The following is a 19,094-nucleotide window of genomic DNA, read 5'->3' as shown; positions in this document are numbered from 1 at the left end:
CGGTTGCTTCCTGGGGCTCGCACCCCGGGGAGTCACGCCTCGGCAGGCTCCTCGGCCGGCAGGTCCTCGGTTTCCGCGACGTTCTGCGACTTGCCGGGGTTGGCCTTCGCGTCCGCCTTGCGGGCTTCCTGCGCCTGTCGGGCCTCGGCCATCGCCTCGGTCTTCTTCTTGTGCGGACCGAGAACCATGATCATGTTCCGGCCGTCCTGCTTCGGGTTCGACTCCACGAACCCGAGGTCGGCCACGTCCTCCGCGAGACGCTGGAGCAGTCGGTAACCGAGCTCCGGCCGGGACTGCTCGCGACCACGGAACATGATCGTGATCTTGACCTTGTCGCCCTGCTTGAGGAACCGGACGACGTGACCCTTCTTGGTGTCATAGTCGTGCGGGTCGATCTTCGGCCGGAGCTTCATCTCCTTGATGACCGTGTGCGCCTGGTTCTTGCGCGCCTCACGGGCCTTCATGGCCGACTCGTACTTGAACTTCCCGTAGTCCATGAGCTTGCACACGGGCGGACGGGCGTTCGCCGCGACCTCGACGAGATCGAGGTCGTACTCCTGCGCAAGCTCCAGGGCCTTGGCAAGCGGGACAATCCCGACCTGCTCGCCGCTGGGACCGACAAGTCGCACCTCGGGAACGCGAATCCGGTCGTTGATGCGGGGCTCGGCGCTGATGGATCCTCCTCGGTAGCACCACGCGACGGTCTGGCGGACAGCCGCGTAACGTCTGTATTCGTGAGACCTAACCGCGCCGAAACAGAAAAAATGCCCCGGCCGATCACAGGCGGGGTTCCTCGAACTACCGGAACACCACCACGATGATCGCGGGGCGCGCTTTCGGGCCGATCGCCGCCTCGGGGGACGGGACCGCCTGACCGGTGACCCGCCGCCCGGGGGGCGGTCAGGTGGGAGTTCGAAGCCTCCACTTGTGGGCCGGGCTCATATGCTGCGAGGCACACGGGTCCGACCGGTCGTTACACAAGGTTAGCAGCTCCCGGTGGGCCGCACCAACCGGCCGTACCCGGCCTCCTGCCGTCAAGGGGGCGCCCCCCTTGCGCCTATCGTGTGGGGCATGAGTGAGACCCCCCCTTCGGACACCCCCGCGACCTCCGGTGACCCCGACTTCGACGCCATGGCCCGCGACATCGCCGAGGTCCCGGCCGTCGAGGTGATCGTGACGGTCGCCGTCAACCTGATGAGCGCCGCCGCCGTGAAGCTCGGTCTGACCGAGGAGGGCGACAAGTTCAAGGATCTGGACGAGGCCCGCAAGCTGGTGCACGCGCTGGCCGGTCTGCTGGACGCCTCCGCGACCGAGATCAGCTCGTTCCACGCGGCGCCGCTGCGCGACGGTCTGAAGTCGCTCCAGCTGGCGTTCCGCGAGGCCTCGCTGGTCCCGGACGAGCCGGGTCAGGGTCCGGGCGAGAAGTACACGGGCGCCGTCTACGGCTGAGGTCTCAGGGACGTACGTACAAGGGCTCGCCGGGAGGCGTCGTCCCGGCCGGCAGGACTGCCAGGTCGAGGCCGCGCACCAGGCGGGCCCTCAGCGTCTCGTCCGCGGCCAGCCGCTGCGCCACGGCGCGCGCGGCCTCGGCGGCCGGCACGGCGGGGTCGAGGACGAGGGCGAGGGTGCCGTCGGCCTGGCCCGGACCGAGGTGGGCGCGCAGCACGGCGGGTTCCGCGGCGACCGCGGCGCGTACGGCCTCGACGACGACCGGGTCGGCGAGCGGGTCGGTGCTGGTGCGGCCCTCGGCGAGGGCGAGCAGGGTGGGGCCGGTCAGTTCGAAGGGCACGGGCCCGGCCAGGTCCAGTACGACGGTGTCCGCCTTCTCGTGCGCGGCGGCCTCCAGGGCCTGGCGCAGCGGTAGGGCGACGGGGCGGGCCTCCGGGTCCCAGCGGGCGAGCGACTCGGTGGAGGTGAACGCCGGAAGGGCGGTGCGGTTGCCCGCCTTCAGCGTCGGTACGGCCATGTCGCTGGTCTTCTCACGGCGCAACCCGTTCTCATCCTCCTCGACCTCACCGAGCACGGCCACCACCGGAACGAGCAGCCGGGCGCCCTTGAGTGCCGCGAGGACGGGTCCGACGGCGTTGCCGTCCTCCGCCCAGGCGGCGAGCGCGGCGCTCAGCCGGGGGTCGGCGGTGCCGTCGTCGTCGCGGAACGGGGAGTCGGGGATGTTCTTGTTCGCCACGGTCACCGACCCTATCGGGGGCGGGCCGGGGTTCCTCATCGGCCTCTCACCGAGATCTGAGCCGGATCTCAGCCCCGTCCCAGGGCCCGCACAGGCGCCGCCCCGACGATCGCGGCCATGGAATCACCCCGCAGGACCCGGCGCCGTGCCCTGATGTCCCTCGTTCTCTCCCTGGTCACCGTCGGGTGCGGTACGGCGGCGGGGACGATGTACACGACCTCGCACCCGGCGGCGGTGCGCACGGCGGACAGGGAGGAAACGGTGGAGAGCGCGACGGAGGCGGCGGTGGACCGGGACGCGTTGCTGGCGGCGGCCATGGAGCGGGTGGACGTGGCGGACGGCGCCGAGGTGTCGGTGGCGGTGCTGGAGACCGGCTCCGGGGAGGGTGCCTCGTACGGCGCGGGTGTCTTCGACACGGCGAGCGTCGTCAAGGTCGACGTCCTCGCGGCGCTGCTGCTCCGGGCGCAGGACGCGGGCCGGACGCTGACGGCGGAGGAGCGGACGTACGCCACCGCGATGATCGAGAACAGTGACAACGACGCCACGTCGGCGCTGTGGCGGTCCATCGGGACGGCGGAGGGGCTCGACGCCGCGAACGAGCGGTTCGGGCTGACGGACACGGCGGGCGGGGACGGGCCGCTGTGGGGGCTGACGCAGACCACGGCCGACGACCGGATCCGGCTGCTGCGGCAGGTGTTCGTCGCGGAGGGGTCGCTGCTGAGCGAGGCCTCGCGGGCGTATGCGCGGGAGCTGATGGGGCGGATCGCCGCGGGACAGCGGTGGGGGGTGTCGGCGGCCGCCGACGGCACGGAGTGGGCTCTGAAGAACGGCTGGCTGCGGCGCGGCACCACCGGCCTGTGGGTGATCAACAGCATCGGGCGGGTGACGGCGGGCGGCCACGACTACCTGGTGGCGGCGCTGTCGCGGGGCAGCGCGACCCAGGAGGAGGGCATCGCGCTGGCCGAGGCGGCGGCGCGGGCGGCGGTGTCGGTGTTCACCGGGGGCGGGCCGGCCGAGGCGGCGGCGCGGGCGGCGGTGTCGGTGTTCACCGGGGGCGGGCCGGCCGGGGCTCAGGCCTCGTCGTAGCGGGGGCGGCGGCCTCGCCACAGGACCACGGCGGCGACCAGCAGGACCCCGCCCGCGCCGCCCGCCAGGGGGGCCGCCCAGTCGGCGGTGTCGCCGTCGGAGTCCGCGGTGTCCGGTCCCGGGCCGAAGTACGGGTCGCCGTACGCCGCCGCCTTCAGGCCCTCCGGCTTCAGCCGGGACGCGGCCTCGATCGCGGCGGCGGGGTCGATGAAGCCGAAGCCGCGGGAGTCGTCGCGCCCGTCGGCGGGGGCGTTGCGGGCGGTGTCCTCCAGGAGGTCCTTGACCTGGGCCGGGGTGAGGTCCGGGTGGGCGGCCTTGATCAGGGCGACGGCGCCGGAGACGAACGCGGCGGCGGCGCTGGTGCCCCAGCCCTCGTAGTACTTGTGGTCGGGGTCGGCGATGATCACGTCGACGCCGGGGGCGCTGACCGTGGCGTACCAGCGGCGGGTGGAGAAGGGGGCGCGGGTGCCGTAGCGGTCGACGGCGGTGGCGGCGATGACGCCGGGGTAGGCGGCCGGGTAGGAGACGTGGTCGCCCTTCTCGCCGCCGTTCCCGGCGGAGGCGACGACGGTCACGCCCTTGCGCAGGGCGTACTGGATGGCCTGGTCCTCGCCGGATTCGGGGTGCGCGGAGGCGGAGTCGTCACCGAGGGAGAGGTTGATGACGTCGGCGCCGTGGTCGGTGGCCCAGCGGATGCCGTCGGCGAGGGCGTTGCCGCGGGTGCGGCGGGCCTTGGCGCGGGCGTCGTCGCCGTCCTCGAGGATCACGCGGACGGGGAGGATCTTCGCCTCGGGGGCGATGCCCATGACGCCGTCGGCGTTGCCGGCGCCGTGTCCGTGGCCGGCGATGATGCCGGCCATGGCGGTGCCGTGGCGGGCCCAGGCGCGGTCGCCCTCGCTCGCGCCGAAGCCGACGAGGTCCGTGCCGGTGAGGACGTTGCCGTCGAGGTCGGGGTGGTCGGCCTCGACGCCGGTGTCCAGGACGGCGACGGTGACGCCCGCGCCCTTCGTGGTCTGCCACGCCTCGGTGGTGTGCATGGCCTCGAGGGCCCACTGCCGGGCGCGGATGCTGTCCGCGTGCGCCTCGGTGGCGGGGACGAGGACGAGGGCGGCGGCGAGGAGGCCGCCGAGTGCGGCGGTGCCGGTGCGAGGGCTCATGACGGCTGCTCCGTGGCGGTGCCGGCCTTCTTGCGCAGGCCGCGTTCGACGCGGTCGGCGAGGCCTTGGGCCTCGTGGCCGAGGCCTGCCTGGGCTGGGGCGGTGGTGGCTCCGGACTCCATGGCGTCCTCGGCGGGCTGGGGGGTGTCGACGGTGCGGCCGTCGGCCCATCCGGTGACGGCGTAGACGACGACGGGGGCGTCCGTGAGGACGGAGACCGTCCAGGAGGCGCGCTGCTTCGCGCCGAACCCGGCGGCGGCGGTGCCCTTCGCCGCGTACGGCAGGGGCATCAGGTCGCTGCGGCGGTCCAGGCGCTCCTTGTCGAAGCGGCGGGCGAGGGTGGTCATGGCGGCGGCGTCCGCCTTGGTGAACAGCAGGCCGACGGTGGTGACATGGCTCTGGGTGGCGTCGGTGTAGGTGGCGCGCAGCAGGCGCTCGCAGCCGACGGGGGCGAGGACCTTGCGCATCAGGGTGTCGAAGGCGCCGTCGCAGTCGCTGTCGGGGGCCACGGCGATACGGGTCCAGACCCGGTCGGCGCCGCCGGGGCCCGCGCCCTTGCCCTGCACGGTGGGCGGGAACAGCTGGTCGACCGGGACGTCGTGCCAGATGTCCTGGGCGGCGGCGAAGCCGGGCCGGGTGCCCGTCCCGTCGGAGTCGCCGGTGAGCCAGCTCCCGGTGACGGCACCGCCGATGAGTCCGGTCCCGAGGACCAGGCAGGCGGCTGCCGCGATGGCCTGCGACCGCCCGCGCCGCCCGAGCGGCCGGGGCCGCGCACCCTGGCCGTACCCTTCCGGCTCCCCGAAGGACACCACGGGCCGCCCCGCCCCGGACGCGCCGCCCGGCGCCATGGGCGCACTCCAGGAGAACGCGGGATCGGGCACACGACCGCTGCCGGCCTCGTACGGGGCCCCGTACGCCGGGGGCGCCCCGGCGGCGCCCCTGCCCGGGCCGGCACCCGGGCGCCCGCCCGGGGACCATTCACCGGAGCTCGCCCGCCGCGTATGACGTGAACCGTCAGCCGGCGCGACCGTCTCGCGCGCACCAGGGGACCGCGCGTCCGCGCCCGGCCGCTGCGGGGAGCGGTGACCGCCCGTCGGCGGGTACGCGGGGGCCGCCCCGGGACGCCCGGCACCGCCGGTACCCGGACCCGTGTCCGAAGACCGCTCGCCGGCGCTCGGCCGGCGCTCGGGGCGCGGCGGGTCGGTCGGCGGGTACGCCGGGGGTGCCCCGGGGCCGCGTGTCTCGCGCGTGACCGGGGGGCGTTCGTCGGTGTCCCCCGACGGGGGTGTGTGGGCGTCCCGGGGGCGGAGGGGGCGTAGGCGGGTGGTCGTCTCCGCGGGGGACTCGGGTGGGGTGGGGCGGTGGGTGGGCTGTGGCGGGACGGAGCGGGTCTCGCCGCCGACGGCCGGCGGGGTGTCGGGGAAGCGGGCGGAGGCGCGTGGCGGCGGGGGCGTGCCCTCGCCGGTACGCGGGTGGGGCGCCGAGGGGCCGGTGTTCCCGGCCGGCGGCTCGCGCCGTTCGAAGGCGCCGGAGGCGCGTCCACGCGGCCCGTCCGTGCCGTCGGCGTCCGTGGCGACCGGTTCGCGGGGGTCGAAGAGGCCGGCGCCGCCCGAGGTGCGGCCTCGGGGGACGCTGGGTTCCGGGGCGTCCCGGCCGTCGCGTTCGCCCGTCGGGGACTCGTTCGGTTTCGGCGGATGCGCGGGGCGCGGCGGGACGGCGGGTCGTGGCGGGTGGGAGGCGCGGCGCGCTTCCGTGCTCATGCACCCCCCGTTCCGTCGTGCCCGCCCGGCACGGACTCGTCCCGGGCACAGATACCCGCACGGACGGCGCGTCATCCCGGCCCGGCCTGACGGCCGGCGTCTGTTCCGCCGTGCGTGCGCGTCACTCTACGGCGTGATCCGCGTCGAACGGGAACCAGTCCGCAGGCCCGCGGCATCTGCCCGGAACATCCCCTACCGTGCGGTAATCGCGTCTGGCAGGCTGCGTTCATGACTGTGCGCGCCGCCGACCGGGCCCGTTACGACAGGGCCACCGCACCGCTCGACGCCCCTTTCGCGATCGTGGACCTGGACGCCTTCGACGCCAACGCGGACGATCTGGTCCGCCGGGCGGGCGGGAAGCCGGTCCGGGTCGCGAGCAAGTCCGTACGCTGCCGTGCGCTGCTCGAACGGGTGCTCGCGCGGGACGGTTTCGCGGGGATCATGTCGTTCACCCTGGCCGAGTCCCTGTGGCTGGCCCGCTCCGGGTTCGACGACGTCCTGCTGGCCTACCCCTCCGCCGACCGGTCCGCCTACGCGGAGCTCGCCGCCGATCCCAAGCTCGCCGCCGCCGTGACGGTCATGGTGGACGATCCGGCGCAGCTGGACCTGATCGACGCCTCGCGCGCGGGCGGCGGCGAAGTGGTCCGGGTGTGCCTGGAGTTGGACACGTCGCTCAAGCTGTTCGGCGGGCGGGTGCGGATCGGTGCCCGGCGTTCCCCGCTGCACTCCCCCGCCCAGGTCGCGGAGTTCGCGCGCGCGGTGGCCCGGCGGCCGGGATTCGAGGTCGTCGGGATCATGGCGTACGAGGGTCATGTGGCCGGTGTCGGTGACGCGGTGGCCGGGCGCCCGCTGCGGTCGCGTGCGGTGCGGCTGATGCAGACCGCGGCGCGCGGGGAGCTGGCCGAGCGGCGGGCCGCGGTGGTGCGGGCGGTCCGGGAGGTCGTACCGGAGCTGGAGTTCGTCAACGGCGGCGGTACGGGCAGTGTGCAGCACACCGCCGCGGAGGACGCGGTCACCGAGATCGCGGCCGGTTCGGGGCTGTACGTGCCGCGGCTGTTCGACAACTACACGTCGTTCACCGGCCGTCCGGCCGCGCTGTTCGCCCTGCCCGTCGTACGGCGGCCCGGTGTCGGCGTGGTGACGGTGCTGGGCGGGGGCTATCCGGCGTCGGGGGCGCCCGGCACGGACCGGCTGCCGGTGCCGTATCTGCCGGAGGGGCTGCGCTACGACCCGCAGGAGGGGGCCGGCGAGGTGCAGACGCCGCTGCTGGGGTCGCCCGCCGACGATCTGCTGATCGGCGACCGGGTGTGGTTCCGGCACGCGAAGGCGGGCGAGCTGTGCGAGCGGTTCGACGCGCTGCATCTGGTGGAGGACGACACGGTGACGGCGACCGTGCCGACGTATCGCGGCGAGGGCCACACGTTCCTGTAGCGGCTCAGTCCGTGGGGCCGATGCCGCTGCCGACGCCACCGGAGGAGGCCGCGTCGGTGACCGAGCGGATGCCGTCCGTGATGCGGTCCATGTCGGCCAGGGGCGGGCCGTCCTCGCCGGCCTCGAAGACGTACCGGACGAGGACCGGGGACTCGGTGCCGACGCTGGACGGGAACACCAGCGACTGCACATGACCGCCGGGCCCCTCGGCGGTCGTGACGCGCCAGCGCACGAGGTAGCCGGCGCGGCCCGCCACCGCGACCGGGCCGGACTTCACGACCTCGTGGGACTCCAGGCCGCCGTACGGGCGCCGGCCGAGGGCGTCCTTGTCGAAGGCGGCGTCGGCCGCGTCGGAGATGTCCTCCTCGGCGAGCCGTTCGGGCGAGGTCTCGTCGTTCACGGTGACCGTGCGGGAGATGACGAGGCCGTGCCGGCAGACGCTGCCGTCGCCGGGGCAGTCGTGGGTGCCGTCGGTGGTCATGACGACGTCCTCCTGCGGCACGTGCTCGGGCCGGACCCAGCCGTCGAGCAGGGGGAAGGTGATCCCGTTGAGCTGGTCCTCGACCACGTTCGGGTCCTCGGAGGGGGACGGTGGCGGCGTCGGTGACGACGGCGGGGCGGACGTGGAGGTCGTCGGGCCGCTCCGCGTCTCCGAATCGCCGTCGTCACCGTTGAGCAGTACCGCACCGGTGACGATCGCCGCGACCAGCACGGCCCCCGCCGTGGTGAGCGCGATCGCCTTCGTACGGCCGCCGGACGGCGCCGGCGGCACGGCGGGAGCCCCGGGTGTGCGTCGGTGCTCGGTCCAGGCCGTGCCGTCCCACCAGCGTTCCAGGTGCGGGGCGTGCGGGTCGGCGTACCAGCCGGGCGGGGGCGTCATGCTCATCCGGGCACTGTAGGGCGCGGCTCACAGCGGTGTGACGTACGCCCCCGAGATCCCGCCGTCCACCAGGAAGTCGGTGGCGTTGACGAAGGAGGAGTCGTCGCTGGCCAGGAAGGCGACGGCGGCGGCGATCTCGGCGGCGTCGGCGAACCGGCCGAGCGGGATGTGCACCAGCCGGCGGGCGGCCCGCTCGGGGTCCTTGGCGAACAGTTCCCGCAGCAGCGGGGTGTCGACCGGGCCGGGGCACAGGGCGTTGACCCGGATGCCCTCGCGGGCGAACTGCACCCCGAGTTCGCGGGACATGGCGAGTACGCCGCCCTTGGAGGCCGTGTACGAGATCTGGCTGGTCGCCGCCCCCATCCGGGCGACGAAGGACGCCGTGTTGATGATGGAGCCCCTGCCCTGGCGCCGCATGTAGGGGATGACGGCCTTGCAGCACAGGAAGACGGAGGTGAGGTTGACCTCCTGGACGCGCTTCCAGGCGTCGAGCCCGGTCTCCAGGACGGAGTCGTCGTCGGGCGGGGAGATCCCTGCGTTGTTGAAGGCGATGTCGACGCTGCCGTAGGTGTCGTACGCGGTCCTGAACAGCGCCTCGACCTGCTCGGGGTCGGTGACGTCGACGTGCACGAAGATGCCGCCGGTCTCCTCGGCCGCGGCCTTGCCGCGTACCTCGTCCACGTCCGCGCAGACGACGTGCGCGCCCTCGGAGGCGAGCCGGCGGGCGGTGGCGAGGCCGATGCCGCTGCCGGCTCCGGTGACGACGGCGGTACGGCCGACGAGTCGGCGGCAGATGATCTCTTCGCTCATGTGCGGTCAGGCCTCCGTGCTGATGAAGACGTTCTTGGTTTCGGTGAAGGCGGTCAGCGCGTCCGGGCCGAGCTCGCGCCCGACCCCGGACTGCTTGAACCCGCCGAAGGGGGTCCAGTAGCGCACGCTGGAGTGGGAGTTGACGGACAGGTTGCCCGCGCGGACGGCCTGCGAGACACGCAGGGCGCGGCCGACGTCGCGGGTCCAGACAGAGCCGGAGAGGCCGTAGTCGGTGGCGTTGGCCAGGCGTACGGCGTCGGCCTCGTCGTCGAAGGGGAGGACGACGGCGACAGGGCCGAAGACCTCCTCGACGGCCACCCGCGCCTGCGGGTCGACGCCGGTGAGGACGGTGGGCGGGAACCAGTACCCGGCGCCCTCGGGGGCCTTTCCGCGGATGCCGTCGAGGCCGTCGGTGGCGTAGGAGCGGACGCGGGCGAGCTGGGCGGCGGAGATCAGCGGACCCATGTCCACGCTCTCGTCCGCCGGGTCGCCGACCCGGACGGCCTCGATCGCGGGGGCGAGCAGTTCCAGGAACCGGTCGTGCGCGGAGCGCTGGACGAGGATGCGGGTGCGGGCGCAGCAGTCCTGGCCGGCGTTGTCGAGGAAGGACATGGGGGCGGCCGCGGCGGCGGCCTCCAGGTCGGCGTCGGCGAAGACGATGTTGGGGCTCTTGCCGCCGAGTTCGAGGGTGACGCGCTTCAGGTGGGCGGCGCCCTTGGCCCACACCTGTCTGCCGACGGCCGTGGACCCGGTGAACACGATCTTGGCGACGCCGGGGTGTTCGACGAGGGCGTTCCCGGCGACCGGGCCGTGTCCGGGGAGCACTTGGAACAGGTACTCGGGCAGCCCCGCCTCCAGGGCGAGTCCGGCGAGGCGCAGGGCGGTGAGGGGGGTGGTCTCGGCGGGTTTGAGGAGCACCGCGTTGCCGGCGGCGAGGGCGGGTGCGGCGCCCCAGGCCGCGATGGGCATCGGGAAGTTCCAGGGGGCGATGACGCCGACGACGCCGAGCGGTTCGAGGAAGGTGACGTTCACGCCGCCGGGGACCGGGATCTGCCGGCCGGTGAGGCGTTCCACTCCCCCGGCCGCGTAGTCGAGCAGGTCGCGGACGTTGCCGGCCTCCCAGCGGGCGTTGCCGAGGGTGTGGCCGGCCTCGCGGACCTCCAGGCGGGCCAGTTCCTCGAGGTGCTCGTCGACGGTGGCGGCGAACCCGCGCAGCAGCCGGGCCCGGTCGGCGGGGGCGAGGGCGGCCCAGGCGGTCTGCGCGTGTGCGGCGCGTACGACGGCGGTGTCGACGTCGGCGGGGGTGGTGGCCGGGACGGTGGCGATCAGCTCCTCGGTCGCGGGGTTGCGTACCTGGAGCTCGGAGGGCTGGTCGGACACGGAGGGCCTCACATGCGTTCGAAGGAGCGGCGCAGCTCCCAGTCGGTGACCGCGGCGTCGAAGGCGTCGATCTCGACGCGCGCCATGTTGCGGTAGTGCGCGACGACCTCGTCGCCGAAGGCCGCCTTGGCGATCGGGCTGGTCTCCCACAGCTCGGCGGCCTCGCGCAGGGTGGTGGGGACGTGCGCGAAGTCGGCCGTGTAGGCGTTGCCCGCGCAGGGCTCGGGCAGTTCGAGCTCCTGCTCGATGCCGTACAGCCCGGCCGCGACCATGCCGGCCACGGCGAGGTGCGGGTTGACGTCGCCGCCGGGCAGCCGGTTCTCGAAGCGCAGGGAGCGGCCGTGGCCGACCACGCGCAGCGCGCAGGTGCGGTTGTCGTGGCCCCAGGCGACGGCGGTGGGGGCGAAGGAGCCGGGCTGGAACCGCTTGTACGAGTTGATGTGCGGGGCGTAGAGCAGCGAGAACTCGCGGAGCGCGACGAGCTGCCCGGCGAGGAAGTGCCGCATGACCTCGGACATGGCATCCGGTACCGCGGCGGAGTCCGGCATCGCGGTCCCGCCGTCGAGGCCGGCGAGGGAGAGGTGGATGTGGCAGGAGTTGCCCTCGCGCTCGTTGTACTTCGCCATGAAGGTGAGCGAGACGCCCTCCTGGGCGGCGATCTCCTTGGCGCCGGTCTTGTAGACGGCGTGCTGGTCGCAGGTGACCAGGGCCTCGTCGTAGCGGAAGGCGATCTCGTGCTGGCCGGGGTTGCACTCTCCCTTGGCGGACTCGACGGTGAGTCCGGCCCCGGCCATCTCGTTGCGGATGCGGCGCAGCAGGGGCTCGACGCGGCCGGTGCCGAGCACCGAGTAGTCGACGTTGTACTGGTTCGCGGGGGTGAGCCCGCGGTAGCCGGCGTCCCAGGCCTGCTCGTAGGTGTCCTTGAAGACGATGAACTCCAGCTCGGTGCCGACCTGGGCGGTGTAGCCGAGGGCGGCGAGACGGTCCAGCTGGCGGCGCAGTATCTGCCGGGGGGCGGCGACGACCGGGGAGCCGTCGGCCCAGGCGAGGTCGGCGACGACCAGGGCGGTGCCCTCGTTCCACGGCACCCGGCGCAGGGTGTCGAGGTCGGGGTACATGGCGAAGTCGCCGTAGCCGGTCTCCCAGGAGGACATGGCGTAGCCGTCGACGGTGTTCATGTCGGCGTCGACGGCGAGCAGGTAGTTGCAGCCCTCGGAGCCGTGGCGGAGGACCTCGTCGAGGAAGAAGCGGGCGGCGAACCGCTTGCCCTGGAGGCGTCCCTGCATGTCGGGGAAGGCCAGGACGACGGTGTCGATCTCGCCGCCGGCGACGAGGGCGCGCAGTTCCTCGACGGAGAGCGGGGGTGTGCGGTCTGCCACGGGAGGGCCTCCTCGGGCCGCTGCGAGTTGCTGTGGGGAGGGTGCGGGCTTCTGCGGTCGGGCCGGGAGCCATAAGGTATTGCCGGGAACCATTGCTTGGGAAGGGGGCGCGGCGGGATGCCGGAGGATGCGGGCGGCGGGGTCGGGGACCGGCTGGCGCCGGTGCTGCGGCAGGTCCGCGCGGGCAACGGCTTCGAGGAGGCGCTGGAGCAGATCCTCCAGGTGGTGCGGCTGGGTCTGGTGGCGGGCGGGGAGCGGCTGCCGGCCGAGCGGGAGCTGGCGGAGCGGCTGGGGATCAGCCGGGTGACGCTGCGCGAGGTGCTGAAGGTGCTCCAGGACCAGGGGCTGGTGGAGTCGCGGCGCGGCAGGTACGGCGGAACGTTCGTGCTGCCCCGCCCGACGGACACCGGCGGGGAGGAGCTGCGGCGGCGGATCGCCGGGGTCGACATCGAGGACGTGCTGCGCTTCCGGGAGGTGCTGGAGGTGGGCGCGGCGGGACTGTGCGCGGCGCACGGGCTGCCCCACGAGGAGGCGGCGCGGCTGCGCGAGGCGCTGTCCGGCACGCGGGACGCGCCGCTGGCGGAGTACCGCCGCCTGGACACGCTGTTCCACCTCACGCTGGCGGAGCTGTGCGGTTCGCCGACGCTGACGGCGCGGTACGCGGCGGTACGGGCGTCGGTGAACGACCTGCTGGACTGCATCCCGCTGCTGGTGCGCAACCTGGAGCACTCGCAGCGGCAGCACACGGCGCTCGTGGAGGCGGTGCTGGAGGGGGACGCGGACGGGGCGCGGGAGATGGCGCGCGAGCACTGTGCGGGGACGGCGGCGCTGCTGCGGGGGTTCCTGGCGTGACGCGGTCCGGCTGGTTCACCGCGGCTTGACGCACGGGTCTTGCGCTGACGCCGTTCCCCCCACGAAGGTATGGGCCGACAAAGGTCTGGATCCGCTCCATTAACCGTTGCTCGCCACCGCCCCCTGCGGAGTCGCCCCGTGAGCCTTCCATCCGCGTCCCCCGAACCCGCCGGTGAGGCGGACGACTACCTCGAACGCCGCAGACTGCGCCGTGGCAGCGCCGGCTGGCTGCTGCTGACCGGCCTCGGTGTCGCCTACGTCGTGTCCGGCGACTACTCGGGCTGGAACTTCGGCCTGGCCGAGGGCGGCTTCGGCGGCCTGGCCATCGCCATGGTGCTGATGGGCGCCATGTACACCTGCATGGTGTTCGCGCTGGCCGAGCTGTCGTCGGTCCTGCCCACGGCCGGCGGCGGCTACGGCTTCGCCCGCCGGGCGCTCGGGCCGTGGGGCGGCTTCCTCACCGGGACCGCGATCCTCATCGAGTACGTCCTCGCCCCGGCCGCGATCTCCATCTTCATCGGCGACTACGTCGAGTCCCTCGGCCTGTTCGGCCTGGAGTCCGGCTGGCCGGTGTACCTCGTCTGCTTCGTCGTCTTCATCGGCATCCATCTGTGGGGCGTCGGGGAGGCGCTGCGCTTCAGCTTCGTCGTCACGGGCATCGCGGTGGCGGCGCTGGTGGTGTTCGCGCTGGGCGCGCTGCCCGAGTTCGACGCGTCCTCGCTCGACGACATCCCGGTGGACTCCTCGGCGTTCGGGGCGAACTCCTGGCTGCCGATGGGGCTGTTGGGCATCTGGGCGGCGTTCCCGTTCGGCATGTGGTTCTTCCTGGGCGTGGAGGGCGTACCGCTGGCCGCCGAGGAGACGAGGGAACCGGCCCGTACGCTGCCGAGGGCGATCCGCTGGTCCATGGGCATCCTGGTGGTGCTGGCCGTGGTGACCTTCGTCGCGGCGGCCGGGGCGCGGGGCTCGGCGGCGGTCCAGGACGCGGGCAACCCGTTGGTGGAGGCGCTGCAGCCGGACGGCGAGGCGACGACGCTGAGCCGGATCGTCAACTACGCGGGCCTCGCCGGGCTCGTCGCCTCGTTCTTCTCGCTGATCTACGCCGGTTCGCGCCAGCTGTTCGCGCTGTCACGGGCGGGCTATCTGCCGAGGTTCCTGTCCCTCACCAGCAGTCGCAGGGCGCCGTATCTCGGTCTCCTGGTGCCGGGCGCGATCGGCTTCGCGCTGGCCGCGGGGACGGGCAACGGCGCCCGCATGCTGAACATCGCCGTCTTCGGCGCGACGATCTCGTACGCGCTGATGTCCCTCTCGCACATCGTGCTGCGCCGCCGGGAACCGGAACTGCCCCGGCCGTACCGGACCCCGGGCGGGGTGCTGACCTCCTCCGTCGCGCTGGTGCTGGCCTGTGCGGCGCTGGTGGCGACGTTCCTGGTGGATGTGACGGCGGCGTTCATCGCGCTGGCCGTGTACGGCGTGGCGGTCGCCTACTTCGGGCTGTACAGCCGCAAGCATCTGGTGGCGAGGGCGCCGGAGGAGGAGTTCGCGGCGCTGGCGGCGGCCGAGGCGGAGTTGTCACGGGAAGGGTGAACGGCATGACGGCGAGGCCACTCATCGGCATCAGTACGTACGCGGAGCCCGAGGTGAGCTGGGGGGCGTGGCGGCTCGACGCCGCGCTGCTGCCGTCCGGCTATCCGAAGCTGGTGCAGCGGGCGGGAGCGCTGGCCGCGATGCTCCCGCCGGACGGCCCGGAGCACGCGGCGGCGACCGTGGCCCGCCTGGACGGCCTGGTCATCGCGGGCGGTCCTGACGTGGAGCCGGTCCACTACGGCGCCGAGCCGGACCCCCGCACGGGCCCGCCGGACCGGGCGAGGGACGCCTGGGAACTGGCCCTGATCAAGGCGGCCCTGGCCCAGGGCGTCCCGCTGCTCGGCATCTGCCGGGGCATGCAGCTCCTGAACGTCGCGTTGGGCGGCACCCTGACCCAGCACATCGACGGTCACGCGACCGCCCCGGGCACCTTCACCCACCACTCGATCAAACCGGTCCCGGGCACCCTCTACGCCGCGGCGGCCCCTGCCCAGATCTCGGTTCCCACCCACCACCACCAGTCGGTGGACCGCCTCGGCAAGGGCCTGTCCCCCTCGGCCCACGCGGAGGACGGCACCGTGGAAGCCATCGAACTCCCCCCGCCCACCTGGACCCTGGGCATCCAGTGGCACCCAGAGATGTCCAACGACCTACGCGTCATGCAGTCCCTGGTCGGCGCGATCCGCGCCCACCCGTAGACCCCGGACCGCGCGAACACCCCCCGCTCCCGGCTCCCGCGGGCAGTCGTGCCGCAGGGCGGCACGGGTGGGCGCGACGGCACCCCGCAAGCGCCGGGCCGCGCGAACACCCCCCGCCGCCGGCCGACCTCACCCCCGCGTCAGCGACAACAGGTCCCGCGCCGGACCCGTGGGCCGATGGCCCGTGGGCCACACCGCCCGCAAGTCCCGGGCCAACGCCACCCCGTCCACCGGAATCGGCACCAACCGCCGCAACGCCAGCTCCTCCCCCACCGCGAGTTCACTCAGCACCGCCGGCCCCGCCCCACCCACCGCCGCGGCCTTCACCGCAGTGGTCGAGGACAGCTCGATGAGCGGCCGAGCCAGCCCTCCGAGCGCGGCGTCCAGCACCTGCCGGGTCCCCGACCCCTCCTCCCGGAGAATCAGCGGCGTCGCCGCCAGCTCCTCCGCCGCCAGCGCCCGCCGCCGCCGCGCCCACGCATGCGAAGGCGCCGTCACCACGATCAGCCGGTCGTGCCCGATCACCGCTGAGTCCAGCCCCGTCGACACCGTGAGCCCCTCCACGAACCCCACGTCCGCCTCCCCGGACAGCAACCGCTCCGCCACCGCCGCCGAGTTCCCCGCGAGCAGCGACACCGCCGTGTCCGGCCGCTCCGCGCGCAGCGCGAGCAGCCACCCGGGCAGCAGATACTCGGCGATCGTCATGCTCGCGGCGACCCGCAGCCGCGAGTCCCTGCGGTCCCGCAGCGCCTGCGCGCCCACGTCGAACGCCTCCGCCGCCTCCACGATCCGCCGCGCCCAGTCGGTGACGAGCGCCCCCGCGTCCGTGAGCCGCGACCCGCGCGGCGACCGGTCGACGAGCGCCACCCCCAGCTGCCGTTCCATCGACCGGATACGGCTGCTGGCGGCCGGCTGGGTGATGCCCAGTTCCCGCGCCGCCCCGCCCAGACTCCCCAACCGGGCCACGGCCAGCAGCAGTTCCAGCGCGCCGAGGTCCGGCACCCGGTGCGCCAAGGACCCCGGACTCACCGTGCGCTGCCCCGGATGATCGTGGTCGTCCGTCTTGCTCATAAGCCCAGCTTATGCCGCCATAGAGGAGTGCTCCCTGGTCACGGCGCCCCACCCGTCCGACCGTAGGACCATGGTCACCGCAACCCGGCACCTGCCGCCCCTCCCCCGTGCCACCGCACGGCCCCCGCGCGCCACGGCCGTCCGTCACCTCGGACCCAACTGGTACGCCTGCGTCATGGGCACCGCCATCGTCGCCGGAGCGGGAGCCACGCTCCCCGTTCTCCCCGCGCACGCACCCGGCCTGCGCCCGGCGCTCACCACGGTCTGGGCCCTGTCCCTGATCCTGCTCACCGCCCTCCTCACCGCCCGCACCCTGCACTGGGCCCACCACCGCGACCGCGCCCGCGCCCACCTCCTCGACCCGGCCATGGCCCCCTTCTACGGCTGTCTCTCCATGGCCCTGCTGGCCGTCGGCGGCGGCACCCTGGCCGTCGGCCGGGACTGGATCGGGCTGCGCGCGGCGGTCGTCCTCGACGCCGTGCTCTTCACCGCCGGTACGGCCGTCGGACTGGCGGCGGCCGTGGCCGTCCCGTACCTCATGGCCGTACGCCACCGGGTGACGGCGGACGACGCGTCGCCCGTCTGGCTGCTGCCGCTGGTCGCGCCCATGGTGTCCGCCGCGCTCGGTCCCCGCCTGGTGCCGTACCTCCCGGAGGGCCAGGCCCGCGCGACCCTGCTGCTCGCCTGCGTCGCGATGTTCGGGCTGAGCCTGCTGGCCACCCTGATCACGCTGCCGCTGGTCTTCGGCCGGCTGCTCACCGGCGGTCCACCGCCCCTCGCACTCACCCCGGCGCTGTTCCTTGTGCTCGGGCCGCTCGGCCAGTCCACGACCGCCGTCGGCGCGTTCGCGGATGTCGCCCCGGGGGTCGTGGCGGTGCCGTACGCCGAGGGTTTCCGGGTGCTCGCGGTCCTGTACGGGGTGCCGGTCATGGGGTTCGCGCTGCTGTGGCTGGGCCTTGCCGCCGCCCTGGTCGTACGGGCGTGGCGGCGGGGTATGCGGTTCGCGATGACGTGGTGGTCGTTCACGTTCCCGGTCGGGACCTGTGTCACCGGCGCGGGAGCCCTCGCCGCGCACACCGGGCTGGCCGCCTACGACGCGCTGACGCTCGTCCTGTACGCCCTGCTGCTGGTGGCCTGGGCCGTCGCGGCCCGGTGCACCGCGCGCGGGCTGGTCAGCGGCGCGCTCCTCGCAGGGCCCGTGCCAGCGCTGCCGGGGCCTCGGCCAGCGACGGCCCGTACCAGGTGAGGTGCCGGCCGTCGACGAGTGCGCAGGGCAGTCCGGGGAAGGCCTCCGGGCCGTCGTCGGCGGTGAAGCGGTAGGGCTCGTCGGGGAGCACGACGAGGTCCGGTTCCGCCGCGCGCAGCACGTCGGCCGGGACACGGGGATAGCGCTCCGGATGGCCCGCGTACAGGTGGTCGACGCCGAGGCGGGTGAGCAGGTCGCCCGCGAAGGTGTCGCGGCCCAGCACCATCCAGGGCCGCCGCCAGACCGGCACGACCGCCGTCCGGCGTTCCCCGGGCTCGGGCAGCGCCGCCCAGGCGGCCTCGGCCTCGTCCAGCCAACGGGGGCGGGCGGTGATCCCGCACGCGGTGAGCACCCGGTCCAGTTCACGGAACGCGGCCGGCAGGGTCCGTACCTCGGTCACCAGCACGTCGATTCCCGCCGCGCGCAGGGCTTCCAGGTCCGGCTCGCGGTTCTCCTCCTCGTTGGCGATCACCAGATCGGGGGCGAGGGCGACGATCCGTTCGACCTTCGGGTTCTTGGTGCCGCCGACGCGTACGACGTCCAGCCCGGCCGGGTGGGTGCACCAGTCGGTGGCGCCGGCCAGGGCGCCGGGGGCGGAGAGCGCCACGGCCTCGGTGAGCGACGGGACGAGGGAGACGATCCTGGCGGGGCTCATCGGCGCGGCTTGTCCCGTACCGCCTCGATGTGTTCGGCGACGGCGACGACCAGCAGCCGGGTCTCCGGCACCGTGGCCCGCCAGCGGTGCCGTACGCCGCCGGTGAGGTACAGGGTGTCGCCGCGGCCGAGGCGGTACGCCCTGCCCTCCGCCTCGATCTCCACGGCGCCGTCCGCCACATACATCAACTGGTCGTTGCGGAACTGGAGTTCACGGCCCGCGTCATGGTCGCCGGTGAACTCGGAGGCGTACATCTGATGGTGACCGCGTACCAGGGACCGCACCCGCGGTTCGGTCAACGGCTCGGCGCCGTCGACGCGGACGACGTCCACGCTGCACGCCGGGTCTGCGGCGGCGAGGAGTTCCACGGCGGTGGTGCGCAGGGCGTCGGCGACCTTCTCCAGCGAGGTCTGGCTGGGTCGCGCCCGCTCGTTCTCGATCTGGCTCAGGAACGGGACCGACAGGCCGCTGCGCTCGGCCACGACGGCGAGCGTGAGGTCCAGCGCACGGCGTCGCCGCCGGACGGCCGCGCCCACCCGCAAGGGCTGTTCCTTGTGGTCGCCCATCGCTCCGGCTCCCTCCTCACCGATCGTCCCGCACCCCGTGCGCCGCTGTGCGGGCGCACTCCTTCTGTCGGGTTGTCTGCACCCTACGCATGTTCGGCAAACCGTTTCAGGCGCCTGTCACGTCGCCGTCGTGCGCGACCGGCGCCGACCCGCCAGTTCGCGCCAGCCGCCGCGGGGGCCCCTCGGTTTCCCCCGCATGCGATAAGGGGTGTTCCCGCCATTGTTCACCCCCGCGGCCGGAAGGTCACGGGGTAGGTCCCGGGAGGGCTTCGCGCTGCGTGGTTGTCCGGATTCTTTCCGTGTTTCGGTTCAGGTCGGGAGGGGCTCACAGACCCGGGAGAGACCGAAGGG

The 19,094-nt window shown here is 73.9% G+C and carries 18 protein-coding genes; 7 read left to right on the top strand and 11 right to left on the bottom strand.

Annotated elements, in window-relative coordinates:
• Positions 1 to 32: 32 nt before the first annotated feature.
• Positions 33 to 674, bottom strand: a complete 642-nt coding sequence (infC, locus tag ACGFR9_RS15880) for a translation initiation factor IF-3 (protein WP_393208554.1) — start codon at positions 672 to 674, stop codon at positions 33 to 35.
• Positions 675 to 1,071: 397 nt separating this feature from the next.
• Here infC and ACGFR9_RS15875 point away from each other — a divergent pair, with 397 nt between their 5' ends.
• Positions 1,072 to 1,449: a DUF1844 domain-containing protein gene (locus tag ACGFR9_RS15875; RefSeq protein WP_393208030.1), complete on the top strand. Its 378-nt coding sequence runs from the start codon at positions 1,072 to 1,074 to the stop codon at positions 1,447 to 1,449.
• A 4-nt stretch (positions 1,450 to 1,453) separates the two neighbouring features.
• On the opposite strand, the gene ACGFR9_RS15870 is transcribed toward ACGFR9_RS15875, so the two are convergent.
• Positions 1,454 to 2,185: an SseB family protein gene (locus ACGFR9_RS15870; protein ID WP_393208027.1), complete on the bottom strand. Its 732-nt coding sequence runs from the start codon at positions 2,183 to 2,185 to the stop codon at positions 1,454 to 1,456.
• A gap of 117 nt (positions 2,186 to 2,302) precedes the next feature.
• On the opposite strand from ACGFR9_RS15870, the gene ACGFR9_RS15865 reads away from it, so the two are divergent.
• Positions 2,303 to 3,271 (top strand): serine hydrolase, encoded by a 969-nt coding sequence (locus ACGFR9_RS15865; protein WP_393208024.1) that lies wholly within the window; start codon positions 2,303 to 2,305, stop codon positions 3,269 to 3,271.
• On the opposite strand, the gene mycP is transcribed toward ACGFR9_RS15865, so the two are convergent.
• Positions 3,256 to 4,428, bottom strand: coding sequence for a type VII secretion-associated serine protease mycosin (gene mycP / locus ACGFR9_RS15860; protein ID WP_393208021.1), 1,173 nt, complete (start codon positions 4,426 to 4,428; stop codon positions 3,256 to 3,258). The two genes, ACGFR9_RS15865 and mycP, sit on opposite strands and share 16 nt — an antisense overlap.
• Complete coding sequence (locus ACGFR9_RS15855; protein WP_393208551.1) at positions 4,425 to 5,237, bottom strand: hypothetical protein; 813 nt, start codon at positions 5,235 to 5,237, stop codon at positions 4,425 to 4,427. The genes mycP and ACGFR9_RS15855 overlap by 4 nt, the downstream gene beginning before the upstream one ends.
• Positions 5,238 to 6,416: 1,179 nt before the next feature.
• Here ACGFR9_RS15855 and ACGFR9_RS15850 point away from each other — a divergent pair.
• Positions 6,417 to 7,619, top strand: a complete 1,203-nt coding sequence (locus ACGFR9_RS15850) for an amino acid deaminase/aldolase (RefSeq protein ID WP_393208018.1) — start codon at positions 6,417 to 6,419, stop codon at positions 7,617 to 7,619.
• Positions 7,620 to 7,623: 4 nt separating this feature from the next.
• On the opposite strand, the gene ACGFR9_RS15845 is transcribed toward ACGFR9_RS15850, so the two are convergent.
• Genes ACGFR9_RS15845 through ACGFR9_RS15830 form a run of 4 tightly spaced genes read right to left on the bottom strand, consistent with a single transcriptional unit; the run spans position 7,624 to position 12,068 of the window.
• A complete protein-coding gene (locus ACGFR9_RS15845; protein WP_393208548.1) occupies positions 7,624 to 8,499 on the bottom strand; it encodes a DUF2510 domain-containing protein in 876 nt (291 codons plus the stop codon).
• A gap of 27 nt (positions 8,500 to 8,526) precedes the next feature.
• Complete coding sequence (locus ACGFR9_RS15840; protein ID WP_393208015.1) at positions 8,527 to 9,309, bottom strand: 3-oxoacyl-ACP reductase; 783 nt, start codon at positions 9,307 to 9,309, stop codon at positions 8,527 to 8,529.
• 6 nt (positions 9,310 to 9,315) lie between these two features.
• Positions 9,316 to 10,689 (bottom strand): aldehyde dehydrogenase family protein, encoded by a 1,374-nt coding sequence (locus tag ACGFR9_RS15835; RefSeq protein WP_393208012.1) that lies wholly within the window; start codon positions 10,687 to 10,689, stop codon positions 9,316 to 9,318.
• Between the two features lie 8 nt (positions 10,690 to 10,697).
• Positions 10,698 to 12,068 (bottom strand): glutamine synthetase family protein, encoded by a 1,371-nt coding sequence (locus tag ACGFR9_RS15830; RefSeq protein WP_393208010.1) that lies wholly within the window; start codon positions 12,066 to 12,068, stop codon positions 10,698 to 10,700.
• A 117-nt stretch (positions 12,069 to 12,185) separates the two neighbouring features.
• Between ACGFR9_RS15830 and ACGFR9_RS15825 the strand changes: the two genes are divergently transcribed.
• From ACGFR9_RS15825 to ACGFR9_RS15815, 3 genes are all read left to right on the top strand, one after another.
• A complete protein-coding gene (locus ACGFR9_RS15825; RefSeq protein ID WP_393208007.1) occupies positions 12,186 to 12,920 on the top strand; it encodes a FadR/GntR family transcriptional regulator in 735 nt (244 codons plus the stop codon).
• 138 nt (positions 12,921 to 13,058) lie between these two features.
• Positions 13,059 to 14,507: an ethanolamine permease gene (gene eat, locus ACGFR9_RS15820; protein ID WP_393208004.1), complete on the top strand. Its 1,449-nt coding sequence runs from the start codon at positions 13,059 to 13,061 to the stop codon at positions 14,505 to 14,507.
• A 5-nt stretch (positions 14,508 to 14,512) separates the two neighbouring features.
• Positions 14,513 to 15,205, top strand: a complete 693-nt coding sequence (locus tag ACGFR9_RS15815) for a gamma-glutamyl-gamma-aminobutyrate hydrolase family protein (RefSeq protein WP_393208001.1) — start codon at positions 14,513 to 14,515, stop codon at positions 15,203 to 15,205.
• A 129-nt stretch (positions 15,206 to 15,334) separates the two neighbouring features.
• Here ACGFR9_RS15815 and ACGFR9_RS15810 read toward each other — a convergent pair whose 3' ends face one another.
• The gene (locus ACGFR9_RS15810) at positions 15,335 to 16,276 is read right to left on the bottom strand and encodes a LysR family transcriptional regulator (protein WP_393207998.1); all 942 of its coding nucleotides are present in this window, start codon (positions 16,274 to 16,276) and stop codon (positions 15,335 to 15,337) included.
• Between the two features lie 70 nt (positions 16,277 to 16,346).
• Between ACGFR9_RS15810 and ACGFR9_RS15805 the strand changes: the two genes are divergently transcribed.
• Positions 16,347 to 17,522, top strand: coding sequence for a TDT family transporter (locus ACGFR9_RS15805; protein ID WP_393207995.1), 1,176 nt, complete (start codon positions 16,347 to 16,349; stop codon positions 17,520 to 17,522).
• Here the strand turns inward: ACGFR9_RS15805 and ACGFR9_RS15800 are convergent.
• Positions 17,449 to 18,177, bottom strand: coding sequence for a helical backbone metal receptor (locus ACGFR9_RS15800; protein ID WP_393207993.1), 729 nt, complete (start codon positions 18,175 to 18,177; stop codon positions 17,449 to 17,451). The two genes, ACGFR9_RS15805 and ACGFR9_RS15800, sit on opposite strands and share 74 nt — an antisense overlap.
• Positions 18,174 to 18,743 (bottom strand): helix-turn-helix domain-containing protein, encoded by a 570-nt coding sequence (locus ACGFR9_RS15795; RefSeq protein WP_393207990.1) that lies wholly within the window; start codon positions 18,741 to 18,743, stop codon positions 18,174 to 18,176. Before ACGFR9_RS15795 ends, ACGFR9_RS15800 begins: the two co-directional genes overlap by 4 nt.
• Positions 18,744 to 19,094 lie beyond the last annotated feature (351 nt).

The organism is Streptomyces sp. NPDC048584 (assembly GCF_043199595.1).
GTDB classification, from domain to species: Bacteria; Actinomycetota; Actinomycetes; order Streptomycetales; family Streptomycetaceae; genus Streptomyces; species Streptomyces edwardsiae.
Note: the sequence above shows the minus strand (reverse complement) of the source record. Positions and strands in the feature narration are given on the sequence as shown.

Coding starts and splice junctions, on each gene's coding strand:
- mycP (WP_393208021.1), bottom strand. CDS start 4,428: ATGAGCCCTCGCACCGGCACCGCCGCACTCGGCGGCCTCCTCGCCGCC.
- ACGFR9_RS15800 (WP_393207993.1), bottom strand. CDS start 18,177: ATGAGCCCCGCCAGGATCGTCTCCCTCGTCCCGTCGCTCACCGAGGCC.
- ACGFR9_RS15825 (WP_393208007.1), top strand. CDS start 12,186: ATGCCGGAGGATGCGGGCGGCGGGGTCGGGGACCGGCTGGCGCCGGTG.
- ACGFR9_RS15845 (WP_393208548.1), bottom strand. CDS start 8,499: ATGACGCCCCCGCCCGGCTGGTACGCCGACCCGCACGCCCCGCACCTG.
- ACGFR9_RS15815 (WP_393208001.1), top strand. CDS start 14,513: ATGACGGCGAGGCCACTCATCGGCATCAGTACGTACGCGGAGCCCGAG.
- ACGFR9_RS15810 (WP_393207998.1), bottom strand. CDS start 16,276: ATGAGCAAGACGGACGACCACGATCATCCGGGGCAGCGCACGGTGAGT.
- ACGFR9_RS15875 (WP_393208030.1), top strand. CDS start 1,072: ATGAGTGAGACCCCCCCTTCGGACACCCCCGCGACCTCCGGTGACCCC.
- ACGFR9_RS15850 (WP_393208018.1), top strand. CDS start 6,417: ATGACTGTGCGCGCCGCCGACCGGGCCCGTTACGACAGGGCCACCGCA.
- ACGFR9_RS15805 (WP_393207995.1), top strand. CDS start 16,347: ATGGTCACCGCAACCCGGCACCTGCCGCCCCTCCCCCGTGCCACCGCA.
- ACGFR9_RS15865 (WP_393208024.1), top strand. CDS start 2,303: ATGGAATCACCCCGCAGGACCCGGCGCCGTGCCCTGATGTCCCTCGTT.
- ACGFR9_RS15840 (WP_393208015.1), bottom strand. CDS start 9,309: ATGAGCGAAGAGATCATCTGCCGCCGACTCGTCGGCCGTACCGCCGTC.
- ACGFR9_RS15795 (WP_393207990.1), bottom strand. CDS start 18,743: ATGGGCGACCACAAGGAACAGCCCTTGCGGGTGGGCGCGGCCGTCCGG.